Below are 18,905 nucleotides of genomic sequence, written 5' to 3'. Positions count from 1 at the left end.
TCTCCCGCCCGACGTCAAGACGGCCGGGTCGGCTCCGACTCCTCGACACCGGCCCACCGCAGGGCCGTCGACCCGAAGGAGACCCCCGTGAAGTTCCTGCTGGTACTGCACAACAACCCCGCGGTTCTCGAGGCGCTCGGCCCGGACGAGCAGCAGAAGCTGATGGACGGCCATGCGGCGTTCATCGCGGCCACCCAGTCCTCCGGTGAGCTCGTCGTCACGCAGGCCCTCGCCGACCCGTCGCAGAGCGCCGTCGTGCGGGTCCGCAACGGCGTGCCGGTGGTCACCGACGGGCCGTACCTCGAGGCCAAGGAGTTCCTCGGCGGCTACTACCTCGTCGACGTCGCCGACCGCGACCGGGCACTGGAGCTGGCCGGGCAGATCCCGGACGCGAGCATCGACCAGCTCGGGGTCGAGGTGCGGCCGATCATGTTCGAGGCCGGCCTGGAGATGTAGCCGGCGACCGGACACCGGAGGAGGAGGCACGACGATGCGGGTCGAGGACCTGGTGCGCGCGCTCGCGCCCCAGGTCCTCGGCGCGCTCGTCCGCCGCCACGGGCAGTTCGACGCCTGCGAGGACGCGGTGCAGGAGGCCCTGCTCGCGGCGTCCGAGCAGTGGGCCTCCGACGGTGTGCCGGACAACCCGCGGGCCTGGCTGACCACCGTCGCGTCCCGCCGGGTGGTCGACGAGGTGCGCAGCGAGACGGCCCGCCGCCGGCGGGAGGAGACCGCGGCGGCCCTGGCCGGGATGGCGGTGCGGGCGCCGGCACCGGAGCAGGCCTCGGGCGTCGACGACAGCCTGACGCTGCTGTTCCTGTGCTGTCACCCGGCGGTGACCCCGGCCTCGCAGGTGGCCCTGACGTTGCGGGCGGTCGGTGGCCTGACCACCGCGGAGATCGCGGCCGCGTTCCTGGTGCCCGAGGCGACGATGGGCCCCCGGATCAGCCGCGCGAAGCAGCAGATCCGTGCCGCGGGCGCCCGCTTCGAGCTCCCGCCGGAGCCGGAGCGGTCCGCGCGCCTCGCGGTGGTCCTCCACGTGCTCTACCTGATCTTCAACGAGGGATACACCGCGACGTCGGGGGACCACCTCGTGCGCCCGGACCTGGCGGCCGAGGCGCTGCGGCTGACCCGGATGCTGCACGGGCTGCTGCCCGACGACGGCGAGGTCACGGGCCTGCTGGCCCTGATGCTGTTGACCGACGCGCGTCGCCCGGCCCGCACCACAGCGGGCGGCGACCTGATCCCGCTCGCCGAGCAGAACCGCGCCCGATGGAACCACGGTCTGATCGCCGAGGGCGTCGCGCTCGCGGAGGCGGCGTGGGCCCGGCCTCCGCTGGGGCCCTACCAGCTGCAGGCGGCGATCGCGGCGCTGCACGACGAGGCCCCCGACACCGAGAGCACCGACTGGCCGCAGATCGCGACGCTGTACGCCGTCCTCGACCACGTCGCGCCGAATCCGGTCGTGACCTTGAACCGCGCCGTCGCGGTCGCGATGACCGCCGGTCCCGCGGCGGGGCTGCGCCTGCTCGAGGAGCTCGACGACGGCCCCCTCGCCGAGCAGCACCGGCTGCCCGCTGTCCGCGCCCACCTGCTCGAGCGCGCCGGGGACCTCGAGGCCGCCCGCGAGCAGTACCTGCTCGCCGCGCGGCGGACCGCGAGCGGCCCGGAGCGTCGCCACCTCCTCGCCCGGGCCGGCGCCCTGTCGACGTGAGGGGACGGGCGACGGCGGGCCGGAGGTCCTATGCGGGCGCGTTCTCGCGGGCGCGGAGGTCCTTGCGCAGGACCTCGAACGATCATGGTCTGTAGCGCTCCGAGCAGCGGAAACAGGTCCCGACGACGGGTGCGCGCGCCGATCTGTTCCGTGGTGGTTCCGCGTTCCGCGCACCGGAGGTCACCGAGCCTCACGGACGCTCGGGGCTCAGGCCTACCTCAGGTGCTTGGCGAGACGGTCACTTGGAGCAGGTCACCGAGGCGTTCGGGCCGGTCGCGGAGTTCTGAGAGACCTGCACGCCGTCCTCGATGATCGTGCAGCTGACGGTGTCGGACTTGTTCATGTTGTTGATGTCCGTCGCCATGGAGGCGGAGACCGAGGGCCCGGTGAAACCGCTGACCTGGGTGTTGACGCTCCACGGCGAGGGCACGTCGGTGACGCTGCCCGAGCCGTAGTTGCCGTTCTGGGACTGGCTGTAGCTCACGACGACGTTCGATCCGTTGGTCGTGCTGACCTGGTAGGTCACGTTGTGCACGACCGCGCTCTGCTGCTGCACGGTGGTGCCCTGCTGCTGCACGGTGGCCGGGGTGTGGGAGACCGCGCCGACGAAGGCGACGGTGTAGATGAAGCACATGATCAGCGCGACGGCGGCGAGCACGATCCCGGCGATGGACTTGCCCCGGCCGGTCTGCGCGGTCTTCGACTTCACCAGCCCGAGGATCGAGAGCACGAGCCCGACCGGTGCGAGCAGCCACGACACCGTGCCGACGACCGGGATGAAGGAGAGCACCGCGCCCACGAGTGCGACGACGAAGCCGGCCGTGGCCATCCCGTTGGTGGGTTGGGCGGGCGGCGGGAAGTAGCCCCCCGCCGGCGGGACGTAACCGTACGGCGCCTGCTGGGGCGGAAGCTGCTGGTATCCACCCGGGTAGGCGGACGGTCCGGCCGGATAGGGCTGCTGGAAGCCACCGCTCTGCGGACCGGCTCCGCCTGGGTTCGGCTGCCACCCACGGCTGTCGTCCGCGGAACCCTGCCCGTACTGCTGCGGCGGATTGATGTTCTGCGTCATGACGGTGCCCTTCTCGGCGTGGACTTTCACGCCGGTCTCGCAAGGCAGACACCATGCGTTACCGGGCTGCTGCTCCGTAGGAATGCTTTCACTCCAACGGGCGCATCAAGGCCTCCTCGTCCCTCTGGCTCTCCGGGACAAGGTCTGACTCCCGCCGTCCACGTTCTTCCCGCGCGGTCCGTGCTCGGGGTCTCTCCCTCGGCGGCGCGGGGTCGCCTCGGACGGGTCGATCGTGCCGGGGCAAGGGCCACCTCGTCGGCCCTCGCGACCTTCCTGCTCAGCGTGGCCCTTGCGGCGGTGCGAGCGGGCCGTCAGACCCCTGAAGCGCCGGCGAGGGCGAGACCCCGTCCCGACCACCACCGCACTCCCGACCCGCGTGCCCGCTGGGCCCCCTCTCCCGAGGTCGGTGCCCTGGTCCAGGGCGGAGCGCCTGGTCGCCGAAGGCCGTCCTCCTACTCACTGATCCCGTTCACCGCCGTCTCGCTGCTCTGACCGCCAGGGCCGCGAGACGACGGCCCTTCTGACGCGCCCACCACAGACCCCGCCGGGTCCTGCGGCGATGCCGCGCGTCCGCATCCGGTCACGAGCTACCCGCGAGACGGCCTCTCCGAGAGGCCCCGCCATGTCGCACTTCCCGAGCTCGTCCACCTCGAGCACGCCCAGGTCCTCATCACGGTCGTCGTGGTCGTGGTTGCCGGACCCGTGGCGCTCTTACTCCCCCAGCCCCGCTGTCACCGGTGCGTCCGCTGTGGCGGCCGGGGGAGGCGTGGCCGGCCCGCCGGCGCGGGCCGGAGGCAGGAGCGCCGGCGAGGCCGGGGCCACGTCCGACCCGGCCGCACCGCCGGCCGCCGGGGGCGGCCGGCCTGGGCTTGTTCTATGTGCCATATCGGGCCGCCAGCCCACCGACACCACCACTGACCTCGACGAGACCCCGGCCGGACCCGAGGTTCCGGACACCGCCGCTGGGTTGTGGACCCCGGCGTTCCCCTCCCCCGAGCTGGTCGACGCGGCCGCCGCGCTGCTGCCCGCGGTCCACGAGGAGCCTGGGAAGCTCGCGGAGGGGCCGCGGTGGGAGCTGACCGTCGGACCCGGCATCTTCGCCGTCGCCTGCCGGGACTGGGCCCGCCCCGAGCGCACCGAGGAGCGGGCCCGCGCTGCTCGGGTGAAGGATGTGGACGCCTCGGTGGCCGCGTTCGTCGCCACCGGGGGATGGCCCGAGCCGCCGACACCTCGAACTGCGATCACGTCGTGGTCGCGCAAGTCCCGGGCGAACATGGTTCGCCGGCTCTGCGAGTTGGACTACACCCCGCTCTACGCATCGGGACGGCTCCCGGCGATGGTCACCCTTACCTACCCCGGCGACTGGCTAACAGTCGTTCCCACCGGCGCCGTACTGAAGCGGCACATGAAGGCGCTGCGGAAACGCTACGCCCGCGCCTGGGGTGAACAGTGGCGCTGCGTGTGGAAGCTGGAGTTCCAACGCCGGGGCGCCCCGCACGTGCACATGCTTGCCACCCCGCCGCATGGCACCGCTCGCACCACCGGGGAGACGTTCGCGGTGTGGCTGTCCCGCTCGTGGGCCGAGATCGTCGCCCACCCCGACCCCGAGCAGCGCCGCCGCCACCACCGCGCCGGGACCGCGTTGGACTACGCCGAAGGCCTGCGAGCCACCGACCCGCGGCGTGTGGCGGCCTACTTCAGCAAGCACGGGCTCATGGCCGCCAAGGAGTACCAGCACGACGTCCCACCCCAGTGGTCCGAGCCCGGCACCGGCCCCGGCCGCTTCTGGGGTGTCTGGAACCTCCACCGCGCCGTGCGCACCGTCCGCGTCAGCCCCGAGGACGGCATCCGCGCCGGCCGCATCGCGCGGCGCTGGGCCAAAGCCCAACGACGCACCCAACGCACCTGGAAACTACGCGTCAACCAGGCCACCGGCCGCGTCCGCTACCGACGCAGCCGCGCCCGCGTGCGCCTCATGACCAACGCCAATCGCGGCTGGGTAGCCGTCAACGATGGACCGAACTTTGTGCTTCGGTTGGCGCTGGGCGTCACTCCCACTGCTCCACTCGAGGGACCCCCGGGCACTTTTCCGTCTACACCTGGCGCGCCGCCCGAAGTGCCTTTACCGTGATCGAACTCACGGACACCGCAACGAGGGGGATGCGACCCGCCTTGGGACTGCTTCAAGTCACGCAGATCGAACGAAGGCTTTCGGACACCGTCGGGCCGCTCATCGACGTGAGCGACCTGGAGGCTCACTCCGACGCACAAGTCGAACTCACGCGGAAGTCACGAGCACTCGCTGCCTTCATAGTTCTGAAGATGACTGCATGTAGCTCGACGGAGGCCGCAAATTCAGTTGTAGACGGAACCAAAGATAACGGAATTGATGCTGTAGGAATCGATCTCGACGAGAAGCGTCTCGTTGTAGTGCAGTCCAAGTGGTCGGCGCAAGGAAAAGGTTCCGCCGGGCTGGACGAGATGATCAAGCTCCGCGAAGGACTTAACGATCTCGTCCAGTTCAAATGGGATCGATTTAACTCGAAGATGCAGGCCAAACGAAAAGAACTCGAAACCGTACTTCTCAATACGACCGCTCAGATAGATATTGTTTTCGCGCACACTGGGACGTCTGACCTCGCAGCTGATGTCAGCGACATTATTACCAACTACCTCGCAGAAATGAACGACACGACGGAGACGGGTTCATTTCGATACTTCAATCAGTCTAGGATTATTCAACTTCTGATCGATGAGCAGAAGCCAGATCGGATCGACCTGACGGTCGAGCTTCTAGACTGGGGCCAGATGGAGGGCTCCCCAAAGGCGTACTACGGCCAAGTCAAGGCCAAAGACGTCGCAGAGTGGCACAAGGCTCATGGTCAGGCATTGCTTACACAGAACGTCAGGGTTGTACTTCCTGACTCTGAAGTGAATTCCTCCTTGGCGGCTACGCTTGGAGATCACCCCGAGCTCTTCTGGTACTTCAATAACGGAATCACAGTCCTATGCCAGAAGGTAGATAAGGCGCCCGCGGGGGGAGCCGACCGTAGAGTCGGCAACTTCGCCTTCATCGGCGTGAGCGTGGTGAACGGAGCCCAGACTGTCGGGACGATGGCCAAGGCTGTCGATCAAGGTGTGGATGTTGAGAAGGCACGGGTCATGGTTCGGTTCATCTCTCTGGAAGAGCGGGAGCCGACCTTCGCATCGCAAGTGACTCGCGCCACGAACACCCAAAACCGCATCGGTGGCCGCGACTTCCTCTCTCTTGATAGGGAGCAGTCGCGTATTCGTGATGAGTTTGCAATCGACGGGCTCGATTACGTGTTTCGCAACGGCGAGGAGGAGCCTTTACCTGCGTCGGGCTGCAGCGTCGTCGAAGCATCGATTGCATTAGCCTGTGCGGCCGAAAACACCTCGCTCGCTGTGCTAGCCAAGCGCGAGTTGAGTGGCCTATGGGAAGATATCGGGCGCCCTCCGTACAAGACCCTCTTCAATCCTGGAACTAGTTACCTGAGAGTGTGGAGATGCGTCCAAGTCCTTCGAATTGTTCAGGAGCTGCTCGGAGAGCTAAGTACCGCCCTCGATGGCCGTCCGCGATTGGTAGCTGTTCATGGCAATCGCTTCATTCTCCACATTGTGTTCCGTCAGATAGCCCTTGAGAAGGTCGACGACCCGACTCTCCCATGGGACTCGGAACTTTCTCGAGTTCCCGCAATTACCGCAGATACATTCGGCCACGTATCAGACTTTGTGGAGAACTACTTTCCAGGTTATCCAGCAAGTCTGTTCAAGAACGCTACGAAGTGTGGCGAGCTCGCCAGGGCTGTCCTGCAACTTCTACGCAAGACCGAAAATAGTGCTGGATCGTAGTCGCGGTTGATGACGAGCCTTTATGATCAGGTGGCTGCAGCTAAATCGACCCCGTTCGCACACTAACTGGGGTTCGCGGTTGAAGGCATCCGTAAGGCGAAAAGAGTAGGCAGAATCCCCATGGTTGGACCTGAGTCTGCGATTGGCGCGGCAGCAGCGAAGGGCCTCGGAGCTGCGGCCTCCGAGGTACTTGGCGAGGAGCCGACCATCAAGGTGTCGCTCGCTGAGCTTGCGAAGGAGACGCCAGGCCTGCGGAAAGCGGCCGAGCTGCGCGGTCAGCGGGCGGCCGTACGTCAGAAGATGATTCTACAAGTCCTAAGGCCTATTGCGCGCCTCGTCGGAGTGTCGCGAGAATACTTCGAAGAGAATGGCGAGTTCGCGCAAGACATAGAAGAGAAGCTCGCTGGGGTCGCCGAAGACGACTTGATAAGTCCCGCTCCCACTCTCGCGGCGCCCGCTCTTCAAGGTCTCGGCTTCAGTTTAGATGAGCCCACTCTAAAAGAGATGTACCTTCAACTTCTCGCTAGAGCGTCGACCGCCACGACGTCGGGTCTCGCCCACCCTGCGTTCGCACAGATCATACGAGAACTACAACCAGAGGAAGCGTCGCTCCTGAAGACCGTCTTCGCCGCGGGCGTCCGCCACCCAATCGCACGGTTGGACCGCCATGACGCTGGTACGGAAGGTTTTAACGTGGTGAGGAACCATGTCATGGCTTTCGGCGATCTAGACACCGGCGCTCCGATCGATGAGCCTCGCGCAAGGGTTTGGATCGATAACTGGGCTCGCCTCGGGATTGCGACCACAGATTACTCAGCGTTCCTTACCCGACCGGGCGCTTACGACTGGGTAGAAGACCGACCAGAAATGGCTGCCGCTCGGAGTGATTGTACAGATGGGCAGACGATCCAGATCGCAAGAGGACTGTTCGATATTACCGATTTTGGTCAACAGTTCGCGAGTGTGGTGTTCTGATCTACGGTGCCAGGCGAATGACGGGTCGAGGTTGCGCGTCACAACGCCCGCTGCCATGTCATTCAGTCGTTAAGACTAGATTCGTGCCGTCGTGCGCACGAGTGGGTGTTTGTCCGTTCCGTGCCGTGGCGTCTAAGATGCGGACGGCGAACGCAGGCGCCATAAGCTTGAGTGCTTGGTCCAGGTCGACCCAGGCGACTTGTTCACTCTCCGTCGAGACGGCGGCGTCTCCGTCGAGGGGTCGACATCTGTACACAAGAGCTACTACTCCGAGCTTCAGATTCTTGTACACCCCCGTGAGGGTGCACACTTCAACGCGAACACCGGTTTCTTCGAGGACTTCTCGAATGACGCCCTGCTCAAAAGTCTCGTCTAGCTCGAGGACACCGCCGGGTGCCTGCCATTGGCCGTTATCGCGGCGCTTGATGAGGAGGACTCGCCCTTCGTCGTCGAAGGCCACCCCAGCGACGGATACGGAGTGAAGCGGGGTGTCAGTCATGACAAGGTCACCACAGCCATGGTCTTGTCGTCATGGCGCTTGAAGCGTGGAAGGGCGTGGGCGTCGGGGTCGCGTTCGCCTTCCCATCCGTGGAGCTGTTCGAGGAAGTCGATAAGACCGGTGGCGCTGCAGTTCAGCCCGACGGCCGGCGAGATGTCGAGGTGCCGTAGCGGTTTGTCGACGCCGTCAGTGAGCATCACCAGCCAGGGCACGGTGGCCGACACGGTGCGGGTGACGGCGTGGTGGGCGGCTTCGGGGCGGGCTTCGGCGATCCAGTAGCCGCCGGGTTCGTTGAGCCACGGCAGTTGCTCGGCGCGGACGGCGCGGATGAGGTCGCGGTGGACGTCGTCGTAGCCGGCACCTTCGCGGAGACGCTGGTTGGCCTTGGTGCGGCTCGGAAGGTCGAGCTGGGCGAGCCGGTCGTCGGTGAGGAGCTGGCTGTCCGGGCCGATGTAGATGGGGCTGTCGCCGAGGACCAGGAGGTCGACCTCGTCGCCACGCCGTCGGGCGATGCTGACTGTCGAGGACGGGGATTCGCCGGGCATGACCCGCAGGGCGCCGACGGTGGAGCGTATGGCGTCGGCGAGGGCGTGCGGGAGCGGCATGTCGGGCTCGGCGTCGAGGACCTCGACGAGGGCCCCGGCGAGGTGGTCGACGTAGTCGTTGACGCTGACGCGGGTATCGGAGCCGCTGGCGCCGTCGAGGACGACCACGGCGTTGCGGCCGACGCGGATGCGGTCCTCGCTGGTGGTGCCGTTGCCGGGTCGCTCGGCGGCGACGACCTTGAGCAGCGGGCTCATGAGCTGGGCTCCTGGCCTGTGGTGTCGTTCTCGGCGTTCCACTCGTAGTGCATGACCCACTGGTGGGTCGGGAGCACGTCCTCGCGGTACTCGATGGCGGTGCCGTCGGCGAGGTAGGAGATGTGGACGATCTCGTAGACCTGCTGGGTCTCGGCGAGGGCGAAGAAGCGCTCCTCGGCCGCGGTGGGGGTGCGCACCCGGAGGTCTTCGCTGAACCGGAGCGGGCCTTTGCCGATCTCGGCGAGGCGTGAGTAGGTGCCGCCGGGTCCGGTGTCGGTCTCGGTGACTCCGGCCTGCTCGGCGAGGTCCCAGGGGAAGTAGGAGGTCGCGAGGAGCACCGGCTCGTCGGAGGCGAACATCTCGCGCTTGCGGATCAGCACCGTCTCTCCCGCCGCCAGGCCGAGGACCTCGCGGGCGACGTCGGGCGCGGGGACCTGCCCGAGCTGGGCGAGCTTGGTGGCCGGCTTGAGCCCGAGTCGCTTCAGCTCGAAGTCGAAGGCCCCGCGGCTGTTCCCTTCCTCGCGGGAGCTGCGGGTGTAGCGCAGGGTGGAGTTCCGCCGGATCGGCGGGATCGCGCGGACGGTGGTGCCCCGGCCGCGCAGCACTCGGACCATGCCCTCGCCTCGGAGCAGCTGGACGGCGCGGTTGATGGTCACGCGGGAGACGCCCCACTCGGCGGCGAGCTCGGACTCTGAGGGCAGCAGCGAGCCCGGCGCGTAGTCCTCGCGCTCGATCGCGGCACGCAACAGGTCGGCGACTTGCCGGTACTGCGACTTCGTGGCTTCCAACGCCACTGGCTGCCTCCTGCTGTTGCTCGGTGTTGCTCAGCGGTTCCGAGTACTGCCCCAGCTTAGTGACAGGACGTCCTACGTCCTACTTGCCTGACGGCATCGCCTATGCTCCCCTCAACACATAGGACGTAGGACGTCCGACGTCGTGTGTCGAGGAGGTACTTGATGGACCCGCAACCGGATCGCCCGCCGGCCATCGACCCCGGCGAGCACCACCCACCCAGCCGGCCCGCCGAACCCCTCGCGGCCGCGCTGCATGAGGGCGCCGAAGCTCTGCGGCGCGCGAACCTCGCCGCCGGTCACGGCCTGGTCGACGTCGTCGAGGTCTACGACGCCCTCGGCACCGTCACCACGCTCGTCGACCGGCTCCCGCCGATCGTGCTGTTCACCCAACGCTGCGCCCTCGCCCGCGGCACCACCGGCCTGCGCGACGACAGCGGCCGCGACCCCGGCGAACGACTCCTCGAGTTCGTCGCCGTGCTCACCCTCGCCCACACCGCGCTCATCGGCGCCGCCCGCTCCCTCGGGCGCAGCCACGCCGCGCTCTCCCACATCCACCGCCGACCCGCCCACACCTGAGCAGGAGAACACCGTGATCCAGAACTACAAGGTCGACCAGTCCGCGACGTTCGAGTCGCTGCTGTTCCTGTCCTGCGAGCCCAAGACCGCCTTCGGGGACTCGTTCCGGCAGGAGACCACCAAGGACGGCCTCCCCAAGTGGGAGGCCCAGCTCGTCGCCCGCTTCCGCCAGTTCGGCCGGGCCACCAACGAGATCATCAAGGTCGGCCTCGCCGCCGAACAGCAGCCCGGCGCCGAGCTCGCCCCCGCCACCCCGGTCCACCTGATCGACTTCGAGATCGGGGTGATGGACAAGAAGGACCGCGACGGCAACGTCACCGGCGCCCAAGTTTGGTACCGCTGCTCCGAGGTCCGCTCCACCGCCGCCACCGGCCGGGCCCGAGGCGGCCAGGCCTCGTCCGAGGCGGCGGCGTCATGAGCTGGCAGAGCCGAGCCGCGTGCTGCGACGCCGACCCGGAGCTGTTCTTCCCACCCAGCGACGACGACACCTCCGTGATCGTCACCCGGTACAAGACGGCCGTGGCGCCGATTTGCCAGGCCTGCCGGGTCGCCTCCGAGTGCCTGCGTTGGGCCCTCGACACCGGCCAGGACCACGGCCTGTGGGCCGCCACCACGCCCACCGACCGGCGCGCCATCCGCCGCGCCCGCCTGGCCGGCGTCCCTGACCCGGTCGCCGACGACGAACCGATGTGCCCGGCCTGCGCACTGCTGTCCCCGATGCCCGCGGTGGACGGCGAGCTGTGTTCCCGCTGCTCGGAGCGCCGGGAGGCCGCCTGATGAGCACAAAGGATTGGCGGTTCACCGTCGTCGACCGACTCCGCGAACGGGTCGCCGAGCAGCGCCGTGCCGAAGCTCGCCGGTTCCTCGAGGACGACCTGCGTGCGATGTGGCGGGAGGCCTGCACGGGGGTCGGGCTCTGCCACTTCATCCAGATCGCCAGCGGCACAACCGTGCGGACCCCACGCTTCGGGGGACTCCGCGCCGGGACCGACCTCACGTTCTCCACCGAGCTACTTCCCGGCCAGGAACCCGAAGACCTCCGAGAACACGCCACCCGGCTCGCCCACACCCTCGGCGCCCACGGCCTGCGCGTCGAACCCCTCGCCGGCCGATGGGTGCGGATCGTGCTGCTGCGCTCCGACCCGCTCACCGCCCGCGTCCCGCTCCCAGCATGCCCGCTCGCCCACGGAGCCGGTCGGCTGCTGCTCGGGCGCGCAGAGGACGGCTCAGCGCTCACCCACCGGCTCACGGACGCTGCCCACCTCGCGGTGCAAGGCCAGAACGGCTCCGGCAAGTCCGTGTTCACCTACGGGCTGCTCGCCCAGCTCGCCGCCGCCCCCGACGTGCTGATCACCGGCTCGGACATCACCGGCCTCGTCCTCGGCCGCGCCTTCACCGGCACCGCCCACCGGGAGTACCAGGCGGTCGGCACGAAAGACCTGGTCGAGCACGCCGCGATGCTCGACCGCCTGGTCGCCGAGATGGACCACCGCCTCGACACCATGCCCCCGCGTCAGGACTCCATCACCCCGACCATCACGACGCCGACTGTTCTCGCCGTGCTCGAGGAGTTCCCCGGGCTCTTGCGCGCCGCCCAGGCCAAGGACAAGAAGCTCGCCGAGCGGATTACCTCGACGGTGCTACGGCTGGTCTCCGAGGGACGCAAGGCCGCGTTCAGAGTCCTGATGCTGGCGCAGCGGTTCGAGGCCAACGCCGTCGGCGGCGGCTACGCCCGCGACCAGTTCGCGCTACGCCTGTCGTTCCGGGTCCCCGCCGACAGCCTCGTCATGCTCCACGGCGACGACGCCCGCCACCTCGGCCCACAGCACGCCAACGCCGCCCCCGGCATCGCCTACCTGTCCGGACCCGGCAGGGACTGCGTCCGCCTCCGGGCGCCCTACCTCGGTGGCTACGGCGAGTTCTGCGACCGCATCGCCCGCGACGGCCGCCGGCCGACCGGCGAGACCTGGGCCGACTGGACCGCGGCATGAGCCGGCTCGCGGCCGCCGTCGCCGCCACCGCCGACCAGCTCCGGGCCGCCAACCACGCCACCGTGCGCGGCCCGATCACCGCCACCGAGGCCTACGACGTCGTCGGCCACCTCGACGACCTCGCCCACCGCCTCCCCCAACTCCTCGACTTCCTCATCAGATCGCTCCGCCGGGCCGACGCTGTCGAGTACTTCGACGACCGCGACAGCCCTTCCGAGCAGGCCTTATGCCGCGCCTACGGCCATCTCGACGACACCCGGCACCACGCCGCCGAGATGGCCGCCCACCTCACCGCCGCCCACAACCAACTCGGCCACCTCGGCCGGCACCACCCGGAGGACTGAGCCATGGCGACGATCCCGGCCAAGGTCAACCGCGACGAGCTCCTCACCGTCCGCCAGGTCCTCGACGAGCTCGGCGGGCTCTCGCGAGACACGTTCTACGAGTGGCGGGAGCGCCGAGTCGCGCCGCCGTGCTTCCGGCTCCCGAACGGCCACCTCCGCGTCCGCCGCGGTGACCTCCTCGACTGGCTCGACGCCCTGCGAGACGCCGCATGAGCGACGCGACCACCTATCAGGTCCAGTTCTGGAAGCTGCGCAAGTCCGAGGGCCGGCGCCGCCCGTGGAGCGTCCGATGGAAGACCGCGGGGCGAGAGCACTCCGAGTCGTACACGACCAAGGCGCTCGCCGAGTCCTTCCGCGCGGAGCTGGTCAAGGCAGCCCGGGCCGGGGAACGGTTCGAGGTCGCGTCCGGCCTGCCGCTGAGCCTCGTCCGCAAGCGCGGGGTGCAGACGTTCCTCGAGCTGGCCGTCTCCTACGTCGACCACCTGTGGCCCACGGCCCCGCCGAACACCCGCCGCGCCGCGGTGGTGAACCTCGCCGCCGCGGTGCCCAAGTTCGTCACCGACTCTGACCAGGCCCCCGACGAGACCGAACTACAGCGGCTTACCAGCACCCATCTCCTGCCGCCGCCGCGACGCGACGACCCGCTCACCGCCGAGGATCGGGCCGTGGCGTCGTGGCTGCGGCGGGCTTCCCGCCCAGTCTCCGACCTCACCGACCCACTCGCGATAGCAGGCCTGCTCCACGACCTCGGGACCGCCGCCAACGGGCGCCCGGTCACGTCGTCCACCTGGGACAAGCGCCGCGCCGTGCTGCACCGCCTGGCCGGCTACGCCGTCGACAGGGGAGTTCTCGTCAGCAATCCCGTCACCGGCCGGCGCGTGATGACCAGCAAGGCCAGCGAGGGCGTCGACCCGCGTGTGGTCGTCAATCCTGACCAAGCGCGTCAGCTTCTCGCCGCCGTCACCTACGTTTCCGGGCACCGCCGCACCGAACGGGACCGCGGCTGGCGGCTCCGGGCGTTCTTCGCCTGCCTCTACTACGCCGGTTTGCGCCCGGGCGAGGCCCAGCACCTCCGCGACACGGACGCCAAGCTCCCCGCCGAGGGCTGGGGCGAACTGGTCCTGTCCGGCTCGCGCACCGGGGTCAGCGGCGAGCACTACAACGACGGTCTCCGCGACCCCGACCGCCGGCCGCTCAAGCGGCGCCGCCGGGAAGCGGTCCGCCGCGTCCCGATCCCGCCGGCCCTCGTCGCGATCCTGCGTGAGCACCTCGACCGCTACGGCACCGCGCCCGACGGCCGGCTGTTCCCCGCCTTAGTCACCGGCGAACGCATCCGGGAGTCGGTCTACACCCGCACCTGGAAGCAGGCGCGAGAGATCGGCCTGAGCCCCGCCCAGCAGGCGTCCCCGCTCGCCGCCCGGCCCTACGACCTGCGCCACGCCGCGCTGTCGTCCTGGCTCAACGCCGGGGTGCCGCCCACCGAGGTCGCCGAGCGCGCGGGCCACTCGGTCAAGGTCCTTCTCTCGGTCTACGCGGCGTGCCTCGACGGCGAGCGGGCGGCCTACAACGCCCGGATTCAGACCCTGCTCGACGGGGAGGACAGATGATCACCGAGCAAGATCTGTTCCGTGACTGTTCCGTGGAATCTCCCGACGAACCGCCCACGCCGACGGAGCCTCACAGAGACTTCACATCGGACATTCGGCGTCGTCGCAGGTCAGAGGCCCGAAACCGCGGGTCTGGACCCCTATGCGGGGGCCTGCTCACGGGCGCGAAGGTCCTTGCGCAGGATCTTCCCGGACCCCGACTTCGGGATCTGATCGATGAACTCCACGACCCGCACCTTCTTGTGCGGCGCGATCCGCTCCGCGACGAACGACATGACGTCGTCCTCCGAGAGCTCCGCGCCCTCCTGCTTGACCACGAACGCCTTCGGGATCTCCTCGCCGTCCGAGTCCTTGACCCCGATGACGGCGGCGTCGGCGATCGAGTCGTTGGTCAGCAGCAGCGCCTCCAGCTCGGCCGGCGGCACCTGGTAGCCCTTGTACTTGATGAGCTCCTTGACCCGGTCGACGATGTGGAAGATGCCCTCGTCGGTCACCGTCGCGATGTCGCCGGTGTGCAGGAAGCCGTCCTCGTCGAGCGTCGAGGCCGTCGCGTCGGCGTTGTTGAGGTACTCCCGCATGACGTTCGGGCCGCGCACCCACAGCTCGCCGCGGGAGCCCTCCTCGCCGGTCTCGGGGTCGACCAGCTTGCACTCGACGTTCGGGATCGCCACGCCGATCGAGCCTAGGTCCATGTCGGGCCGGTCGTCGGGCATGCAGTGGCTGACCGGTGACAGCTCGGTCATCCCGTAGCCCTGCAGCACGGTGCAGTTGAGCCGCTTGCCCATGGCGTGCCCGAGGTCCGCGTCGAGCGCGGCCGCGCCGGAGAAGACGATGTCGACGCAGTCGATGTCGTACTCCTCGACCATGGGGTGCTTCGCGAGCGCCACCGCGATCGGCGGGGCGACGTAGACCCGGTCGACCCGGTACTGCGAGATGATCCGGAGGAACTGCTCGAGGTCGAACTTCGGCATCGTCACGACCGTCGCCCGGGCGTGGATGCCCTGGTTCATCATGCAGGTCATGCCGTAGATGTGGAAGAACGGCAGGACGGCCAGGATCTTGGTCGACGACGAGACGTGGCTCCCCATCGCCTGCACCTGCAGCAGGTTCGCGACCAGGTTGCGGTGGGTGAGGACGACGCCCTTGGCCCGGCCGGTGGTGCCCGAGGAGTAGGGCAGCGCCGCGACGTCGTCGCCGGTGATCGCGACCGAGGGGCGCTCGGCCGTCGTCGTGAGGAGGTCCGCGAGCGCGTTCTCGGGCATCGGGGTCGACGCGTCGTCGCGGGCGTCGTCGAGCAGGACGACCTCGGTGACGGCGAGGCCCTCCTCCCGCAGCGCGGCCCGCGCGCGGTCGAGGAACGTCGAGATCGTCACCAGGATCTTCGCCTGGGAGTCGCGGAGCTGGAAGGCGAGCTCGTCGGGGGTGTAGAGGGCGTTCACCGTCGAGACGGCGACGCCGGCGGCGAGGCCGCCGTGGAAGACGATCGGGTAGTACGGCGTGTTCGGTGCGAAGAGGGCGATGACGTCGCCCTTGCCGAGCCCGCGCTCGCCGAGCGCCGCGGCGAAGCGGTCGACGCCGTGCGCGAGCTCGCCGAAGGTCATCTCGCGCCCGCTCGGACCGTCGATCACCGCGACCGAGTCCTCGTGCCCGGACAGGTCGGAGAACAGGAACTCGGGCAGCCCGACGTCGGGGATGTCGATGTCGGCGTAGGGGCTGCGCACGGTCATGGACGGCACTCCTCGGTGAGCCGGGGGCGGACGCAGCGGCCCGGACGACCGTGCGCGCGATCACGCCAACGTACCGGTCCCGTACCCGCGCGGCCGGGCACGGAACCCGTCGTCGTCACCCGGACGGCGGAGGGGCGCCGGCGTCGTCGGAACCGGACACCAGGTGCGCGAACGCCCGCAGGTTGGCCAGCGACTCGCCCCGGGACTCCCGCCACGCCCACTCCCGGCGGATCGACGACGCGAACCCCAGCTCGAGCAGGATGTTGAAGTCGCCGTCGGCGGCCTCGAGGACCTGCCCGAGGACGCGGTCGATCTCGTCGTCGGTCACCGCGTGCAACCCGACCCGGCCCACCAGGTGGATGTCGCCCTTGTCGTCGAGCGTGTAGTGCACCCCGTAGAGGCGGGCGTTGCGCTGCAGCAGCCAGCGGTAAACACCCTCGTGGTTCTCGTCCGGCCGCCGGCAGACGAACGCCTCGACGAGCAGCGCGTGCGGGGTCAGCACGAGCCAGCAGTTGGTCTGCAGCTTCTTGGTCCCGGGCAGCGTCACGAAGAACGAGCCCTCGCCGCGGCGCTGGTAGTGCAGCTCGCGCTCGTCCAGTGCGGCCGCGATGACCGCGTCGAGACCGTCGAGGTCGCTCACACCGCCACCCCCTGCAGCGCCGCGCCGCCGCGGCGGACGGCCGCGGCCTCGGCGTACGTCGCGAGCAGCGCGTCGGTGGTGCGGTCCCAGGAGAAGACGGTCGCGTGCTCGACGGCGCCGGCGGCGAGCCGCCCGCGCAGCTCCCGGTCGAGGGCCGCGCGTTCCAGCGCGCCGGCCCACGACGCCGCGGTGTGGTCGCCGACCAGCAGCCCGGACCGGCCGTCGGCGACCGCCACCGGCAGGCCCCCGACGGCGGCCGCCACCACCGGCGTGCCGCACGCCTGGGCCTCGAGGGCGACGAGGCCGAAGGACTCGGAGTGGCTGGGGACGGCGACGACGTCGGCGGCCCGGTAGACCTCGGCGAGCGCCGCGCCCGACCGCGGGGGGAGGAAGCTCACCACGTCGGTGATGGCCAGATCCTCGGCGAGGCCCGCGAGGGCCCGCGGCCGGTCGAGTCCCGAGCCCGACGGGCCCCCGACGACGAGGACCCGCAGCCGCCCCCGCAGCTCCGGACGGCGGGCGATCATCTCGGCGGCGGCGCGCAGCAGGACGTCGGGCGCCTTGAGCGGCTGGATGCGGCCGACGAAGGCGAGCACGACGTCGTCGTGACCGATCGCCACCCCGGCCTCGCCGGCGAGGCGGGCACGGGCGGCGTCGCGGTCGAGGTCCGGGGTGAAGGTCTGCAGGTCGACGCCTGGGGCGACGGTCCGGACCGCGTCCGGGTCGGCGCCGTACTCGGCGATGAGCGCGTCGGCCTCGCCGGGGGTCGACGCGACGAGCCGGTCGGCCTCGGCCACGACCTGCTCCTCGCCCACGACCCGCAGCAGCGGCTCGGGGCGGTCGCCCTCGGCGAGCGACGCATTCTTGACCTTGGCCAGGGTGTGCGCCGTGTGCACCAGCGGGACGCCCCAGCGGTCGCGCACCAGCCACCCGACCTGACCCGAGAGCCAGTAGTGGCTGTGGACGACGTCGAACCAGTCGGGGTCGCGCCCGGCCTCGTCGCGCAGCACGCCCGCGGTGAACGGGCAGAGCTGGCTCGGCAGGTCCTCCTTGCCCAGGCCGCCGTACGGCCCGGCCACGACGTGGCGGACGAGCACGCCCGGCGCGAGCTCCGCGACCGGGGGGAGGTCCGACGACGTCTGCCGCGTGAAGATCTCGACCTCGACGCCCCGCTTCGCCATCTCCAGCGCCGTCTGGACGACGTAGACGTTCATGCCGCCCGCGTCGCCGGTGCCGGGCTGGGCGAGCGGGGAGGTGTGCACCGAGAGCACCGCGACGCGGCGTGGGGCGCGGCGGACCGGCGAGAGCGGCCGCGCCCGGAGTCGGGATCCCGGGGATCCGCCGCCTTCCGGCCTGCCCCTGCGTGGTGAGGGGGTGCCGTCCGTCGCCGTCCTCGCCGCCGGAATCACGGACACAGCTTAGGCACCGCAGGCAACGGCGTCCGTCCGGAGCGGGCTCTAGGGTGGCGACCCGTGACCTCACCCACCCCCGCCACGGACCGACCGGTCGTCGTCGTCACAGGGGCGAGCTCCGGGATCGGGGCGGCCACCGCGCGCGCCCTCGCGGCGGACGGCTGGCACCCCGTCCTCGGCGCCCGACGCCTCGAGCGGCTCCGCGAGCTCGCCGACGAGACCGGCGGCACCGCGCTGCCCCTCGACGTCACCGACGCCTCGTCGGTGGAGACCTTCGTGCAGCGGGTGCGCGACCTCGGCAACGTCCGCGGCCTGGTCAACAACGCCGGCGGCGCCAAGGGCACCGAGACGGTCATGGAGGCCGACGAGGAGCACTGGCGCTGGATGTGGGAGTCCAACGTGCTCGGCACGATGCGGGTGACCAAGGCGCTGCTGCCCTCGCTGATCGCCTCGGGCGACGGGCACGTCGTCACGATCACGTCGATCGCCGGGCTCGAGGTGTACGACGGCGGGTCGGGCTACACCGCGGCCAAGCACGCGGAGGGCGCGCTGCACCGGACGCTGCGCGGGGAGCTGCTCGGCCAGCCGGTGCGCCTGACCGAGATCGCGCCGGGGGCCGTGGAGACCGAGTTCTCGTTGGTCCGCTTCGGCGGCGACCAGGACCGGGCCGACAAGGTCTACGAGGGCATCACGCCGCTGACCGCCGACGACGTGGCCGCGACGGTCGCCTTCGTCATGAGCCGGCCGAGCCACGTCAACATCGACACGATCGTCATGAAGCCGCGGGACCAGGCGACCGGGATGCGGTTCTTCCGACGGTAGGTGGCCTTCGGCCTCGTGAGCACTAAGTGTCGGTATAGCGGCATTTTCTGCTCACGAGGCCGGAG

20 protein-coding genes are annotated in these 18,905 nt (G+C 69.6%); 13 read left to right on the top strand and 7 right to left on the bottom strand.

Features of this window, described 5'->3' with window-relative positions:
- Window positions 1-87 precede the first annotated feature (87 nt).
- Both HH311_RS18725 and HH311_RS18720 read left to right on the top strand, forming a co-directional pair.
- On the top strand, window positions 88-456 hold the full coding sequence (locus tag HH311_RS18725) for a YciI family protein (RefSeq protein WP_169185205.1): 369 nt from the start codon (window positions 88-90) through the stop codon (window positions 454-456).
- Window positions 457-490: 34 nt separating this feature from the next.
- Window positions 491-1,711: an RNA polymerase sigma factor gene (locus HH311_RS18720; protein WP_169185204.1), complete on the top strand. Its 1,221-nt coding sequence runs from the start codon at window positions 491-493 to the stop codon at window positions 1,709-1,711.
- A gap of 238 nt (window positions 1,712-1,949) precedes the next feature.
- Here the strand turns inward: HH311_RS18720 and HH311_RS18715 are convergent, their stop codons facing one another.
- A complete protein-coding gene (locus HH311_RS18715) occupies window positions 1,950-2,810 on the bottom strand; it encodes a DUF4190 domain-containing protein (RefSeq protein WP_169185203.1) in 861 nt (286 codons plus the stop codon).
- A gap of 736 nt (window positions 2,811-3,546) precedes the next feature.
- On the opposite strand from HH311_RS18715, the gene HH311_RS18710 reads away from it, so the two are divergent.
- From HH311_RS18710 to HH311_RS18700, 3 genes are all read left to right on the top strand, one after another.
- Window positions 3,547-4,911 (top strand): hypothetical protein, encoded by a 1,365-nt coding sequence (locus HH311_RS18710; protein WP_169185202.1) that lies wholly within the window; start codon window positions 3,547-3,549, stop codon window positions 4,909-4,911.
- Window positions 4,908-6,653, top strand: coding sequence for an AIPR family protein (locus tag HH311_RS33400; protein ID WP_169185201.1), 1,746 nt, complete (start codon window positions 4,908-4,910; stop codon window positions 6,651-6,653). Before HH311_RS18710 ends, HH311_RS33400 begins: the two co-directional genes overlap by 4 nt.
- A 213-nt stretch (window positions 6,654-6,866) precedes the next feature.
- Window positions 6,867-7,628, top strand: a complete 762-nt coding sequence (locus tag HH311_RS18700; protein ID WP_169185200.1) for a DUF4393 domain-containing protein — start codon at window positions 6,867-6,869, stop codon at window positions 7,626-7,628.
- Window positions 7,629-7,686: 58 nt separating this feature from the next.
- On the opposite strand, the gene HH311_RS18695 is transcribed toward HH311_RS18700, so the two are convergent.
- The 3 genes from HH311_RS18695 to HH311_RS18685 are packed head-to-tail and all read right to left on the bottom strand — an operon-like array spanning window position 7,687 to window position 9,721.
- On the bottom strand, window positions 7,687-8,127 hold the full coding sequence (locus HH311_RS18695) for an NUDIX hydrolase (RefSeq protein WP_169185199.1): 441 nt from the start codon (window positions 8,125-8,127) through the stop codon (window positions 7,687-7,689).
- Window positions 8,124-8,927 (bottom strand): hypothetical protein, encoded by an 804-nt coding sequence (locus tag HH311_RS18690; RefSeq protein WP_169185198.1) that lies wholly within the window; start codon window positions 8,925-8,927, stop codon window positions 8,124-8,126. Before HH311_RS18690 ends, HH311_RS18695 begins: the two co-directional genes overlap by 4 nt.
- Window positions 8,924-9,721, bottom strand: coding sequence for a GntR family transcriptional regulator (locus HH311_RS18685; RefSeq protein ID WP_169185197.1), 798 nt, complete (start codon window positions 9,719-9,721; stop codon window positions 8,924-8,926). The genes HH311_RS18690 and HH311_RS18685 overlap by 4 nt, the downstream gene beginning before the upstream one ends.
- 162 nt (window positions 9,722-9,883) lie before the next feature.
- On the opposite strand from HH311_RS18685, the gene HH311_RS18680 reads away from it, so the two are divergent.
- The 7 genes from HH311_RS18680 to HH311_RS18650 are packed head-to-tail and all read left to right on the top strand — an operon-like array spanning window position 9,884 to window position 14,239.
- Window positions 9,884-10,297: a hypothetical protein gene (locus HH311_RS18680; protein WP_169185196.1), complete on the top strand. Its 414-nt coding sequence runs from the start codon at window positions 9,884-9,886 to the stop codon at window positions 10,295-10,297.
- Between the two features lie 13 nt (window positions 10,298-10,310).
- On the top strand, window positions 10,311-10,715 hold the full coding sequence (locus tag HH311_RS18675) for a hypothetical protein (protein ID WP_169185195.1): 405 nt from the start codon (window positions 10,311-10,313) through the stop codon (window positions 10,713-10,715).
- Window positions 10,712-11,074, top strand: coding sequence for a WhiB family transcriptional regulator (locus tag HH311_RS18670; RefSeq protein ID WP_169185194.1), 363 nt, complete (start codon window positions 10,712-10,714; stop codon window positions 11,072-11,074). The genes HH311_RS18675 and HH311_RS18670 overlap by 4 nt, the downstream gene beginning before the upstream one ends.
- Entirely contained in the window at window positions 11,074-12,288 is a 1,215-nt protein-coding gene (locus tag HH311_RS18665; protein WP_169185193.1) for an FtsK/SpoIIIE domain-containing protein, read from the top strand. Before HH311_RS18670 ends, HH311_RS18665 begins: the two co-directional genes overlap by 1 nt.
- Complete coding sequence (locus tag HH311_RS18660) at window positions 12,285-12,632, top strand: hypothetical protein (protein ID WP_169185192.1); 348 nt, start codon at window positions 12,285-12,287, stop codon at window positions 12,630-12,632. The genes HH311_RS18665 and HH311_RS18660 overlap by 4 nt, the downstream gene beginning before the upstream one ends.
- Window positions 12,633-12,635: 3 nt before the next feature.
- Window positions 12,636-12,845: an AlpA family transcriptional regulator gene (locus HH311_RS18655; RefSeq protein WP_169185191.1), complete on the top strand. Its 210-nt coding sequence runs from the start codon at window positions 12,636-12,638 to the stop codon at window positions 12,843-12,845.
- Window positions 12,842-14,239, top strand: coding sequence for a tyrosine-type recombinase/integrase (locus HH311_RS18650; protein ID WP_169185190.1), 1,398 nt, complete (start codon window positions 12,842-12,844; stop codon window positions 14,237-14,239). The genes HH311_RS18655 and HH311_RS18650 overlap by 4 nt, the downstream gene beginning before the upstream one ends.
- Before the next feature lie 140 nt (window positions 14,240-14,379).
- On the opposite strand, the gene HH311_RS18645 is transcribed toward HH311_RS18650, so the two are convergent.
- From HH311_RS18645 to mshA, 3 genes are all read right to left on the bottom strand, one after another.
- Complete coding sequence (locus HH311_RS18645; protein ID WP_169185189.1) at window positions 14,380-15,966, bottom strand: AMP-binding protein; 1,587 nt, start codon at window positions 15,964-15,966, stop codon at window positions 14,380-14,382.
- Window positions 15,967-16,081: 115 nt separating this feature from the next.
- On the bottom strand, window positions 16,082-16,606 hold the full coding sequence (locus tag HH311_RS18640; protein WP_169185188.1) for a YbjN domain-containing protein: 525 nt from the start codon (window positions 16,604-16,606) through the stop codon (window positions 16,082-16,084).
- Window positions 16,603-17,877, bottom strand: a complete 1,275-nt coding sequence (gene mshA, locus HH311_RS18635; protein WP_169185187.1) for a D-inositol-3-phosphate glycosyltransferase — start codon at window positions 17,875-17,877, stop codon at window positions 16,603-16,605. Before mshA ends, HH311_RS18640 begins: the two co-directional genes overlap by 4 nt.
- A gap of 201 nt (window positions 17,878-18,078) precedes the next feature.
- Here mshA and HH311_RS18630 point away from each other — a divergent pair, with 201 nt between their 5' ends.
- The gene (locus HH311_RS18630) at window positions 18,079-18,840 is read left to right on the top strand and encodes an SDR family NAD(P)-dependent oxidoreductase (protein WP_169185186.1); all 762 of its coding nucleotides are present in this window, start codon (window positions 18,079-18,081) and stop codon (window positions 18,838-18,840) included.
- Window positions 18,841-18,905: the final 65 nt, after the last annotated feature.

The organism is Actinomycetospora sp. TBRC 11914 (assembly GCF_012933465.1).
Taxonomy (GTDB): Bacteria; Actinomycetota; Actinomycetes; order Mycobacteriales; family Pseudonocardiaceae; genus Actinomycetospora.
Note: the sequence above shows the minus strand (reverse complement) of the source record. Positions and strands in the feature narration are given on the sequence as shown.

What these genes read in the sequence shown, in the direction of transcription:
- HH311_RS18695 (WP_169185199.1), bottom strand. Translation starts at nt 8,127, where the DNA reads ATGACTGACACCCCGCTTCACTCCGTATCCGTCGCTGGGGTGGCCTTC.
- HH311_RS18680 (WP_169185196.1), top strand. Translation starts at nt 9,884, where the DNA reads ATGGACCCGCAACCGGATCGCCCGCCGGCCATCGACCCCGGCGAGCAC.
- HH311_RS18690 (WP_169185198.1), bottom strand. Translation starts at nt 8,927, where the DNA reads ATGAGCCCGCTGCTCAAGGTCGTCGCCGCCGAGCGACCCGGCAACGGC.
- HH311_RS18650 (WP_169185190.1), top strand. Translation starts at nt 12,842, where the DNA reads ATGAGCGACGCGACCACCTATCAGGTCCAGTTCTGGAAGCTGCGCAAG.
- HH311_RS18660 (WP_169185192.1), top strand. Translation starts at nt 12,285, where the DNA reads ATGAGCCGGCTCGCGGCCGCCGTCGCCGCCACCGCCGACCAGCTCCGG.
- HH311_RS18720 (WP_169185204.1), top strand. Translation starts at nt 491, where the DNA reads ATGCGGGTCGAGGACCTGGTGCGCGCGCTCGCGCCCCAGGTCCTCGGC.
- HH311_RS18670 (WP_169185194.1), top strand. Translation starts at nt 10,712, where the DNA reads ATGAGCTGGCAGAGCCGAGCCGCGTGCTGCGACGCCGACCCGGAGCTG.
- HH311_RS18665 (WP_169185193.1), top strand. Translation starts at nt 11,074, where the DNA reads ATGAGCACAAAGGATTGGCGGTTCACCGTCGTCGACCGACTCCGCGAA.
- HH311_RS18645 (WP_169185189.1), bottom strand. Translation starts at nt 15,966, where the DNA reads ATGACCGTGCGCAGCCCCTACGCCGACATCGACATCCCCGACGTCGGG.
- HH311_RS18655 (WP_169185191.1), top strand. Translation starts at nt 12,636, where the DNA reads ATGGCGACGATCCCGGCCAAGGTCAACCGCGACGAGCTCCTCACCGTC.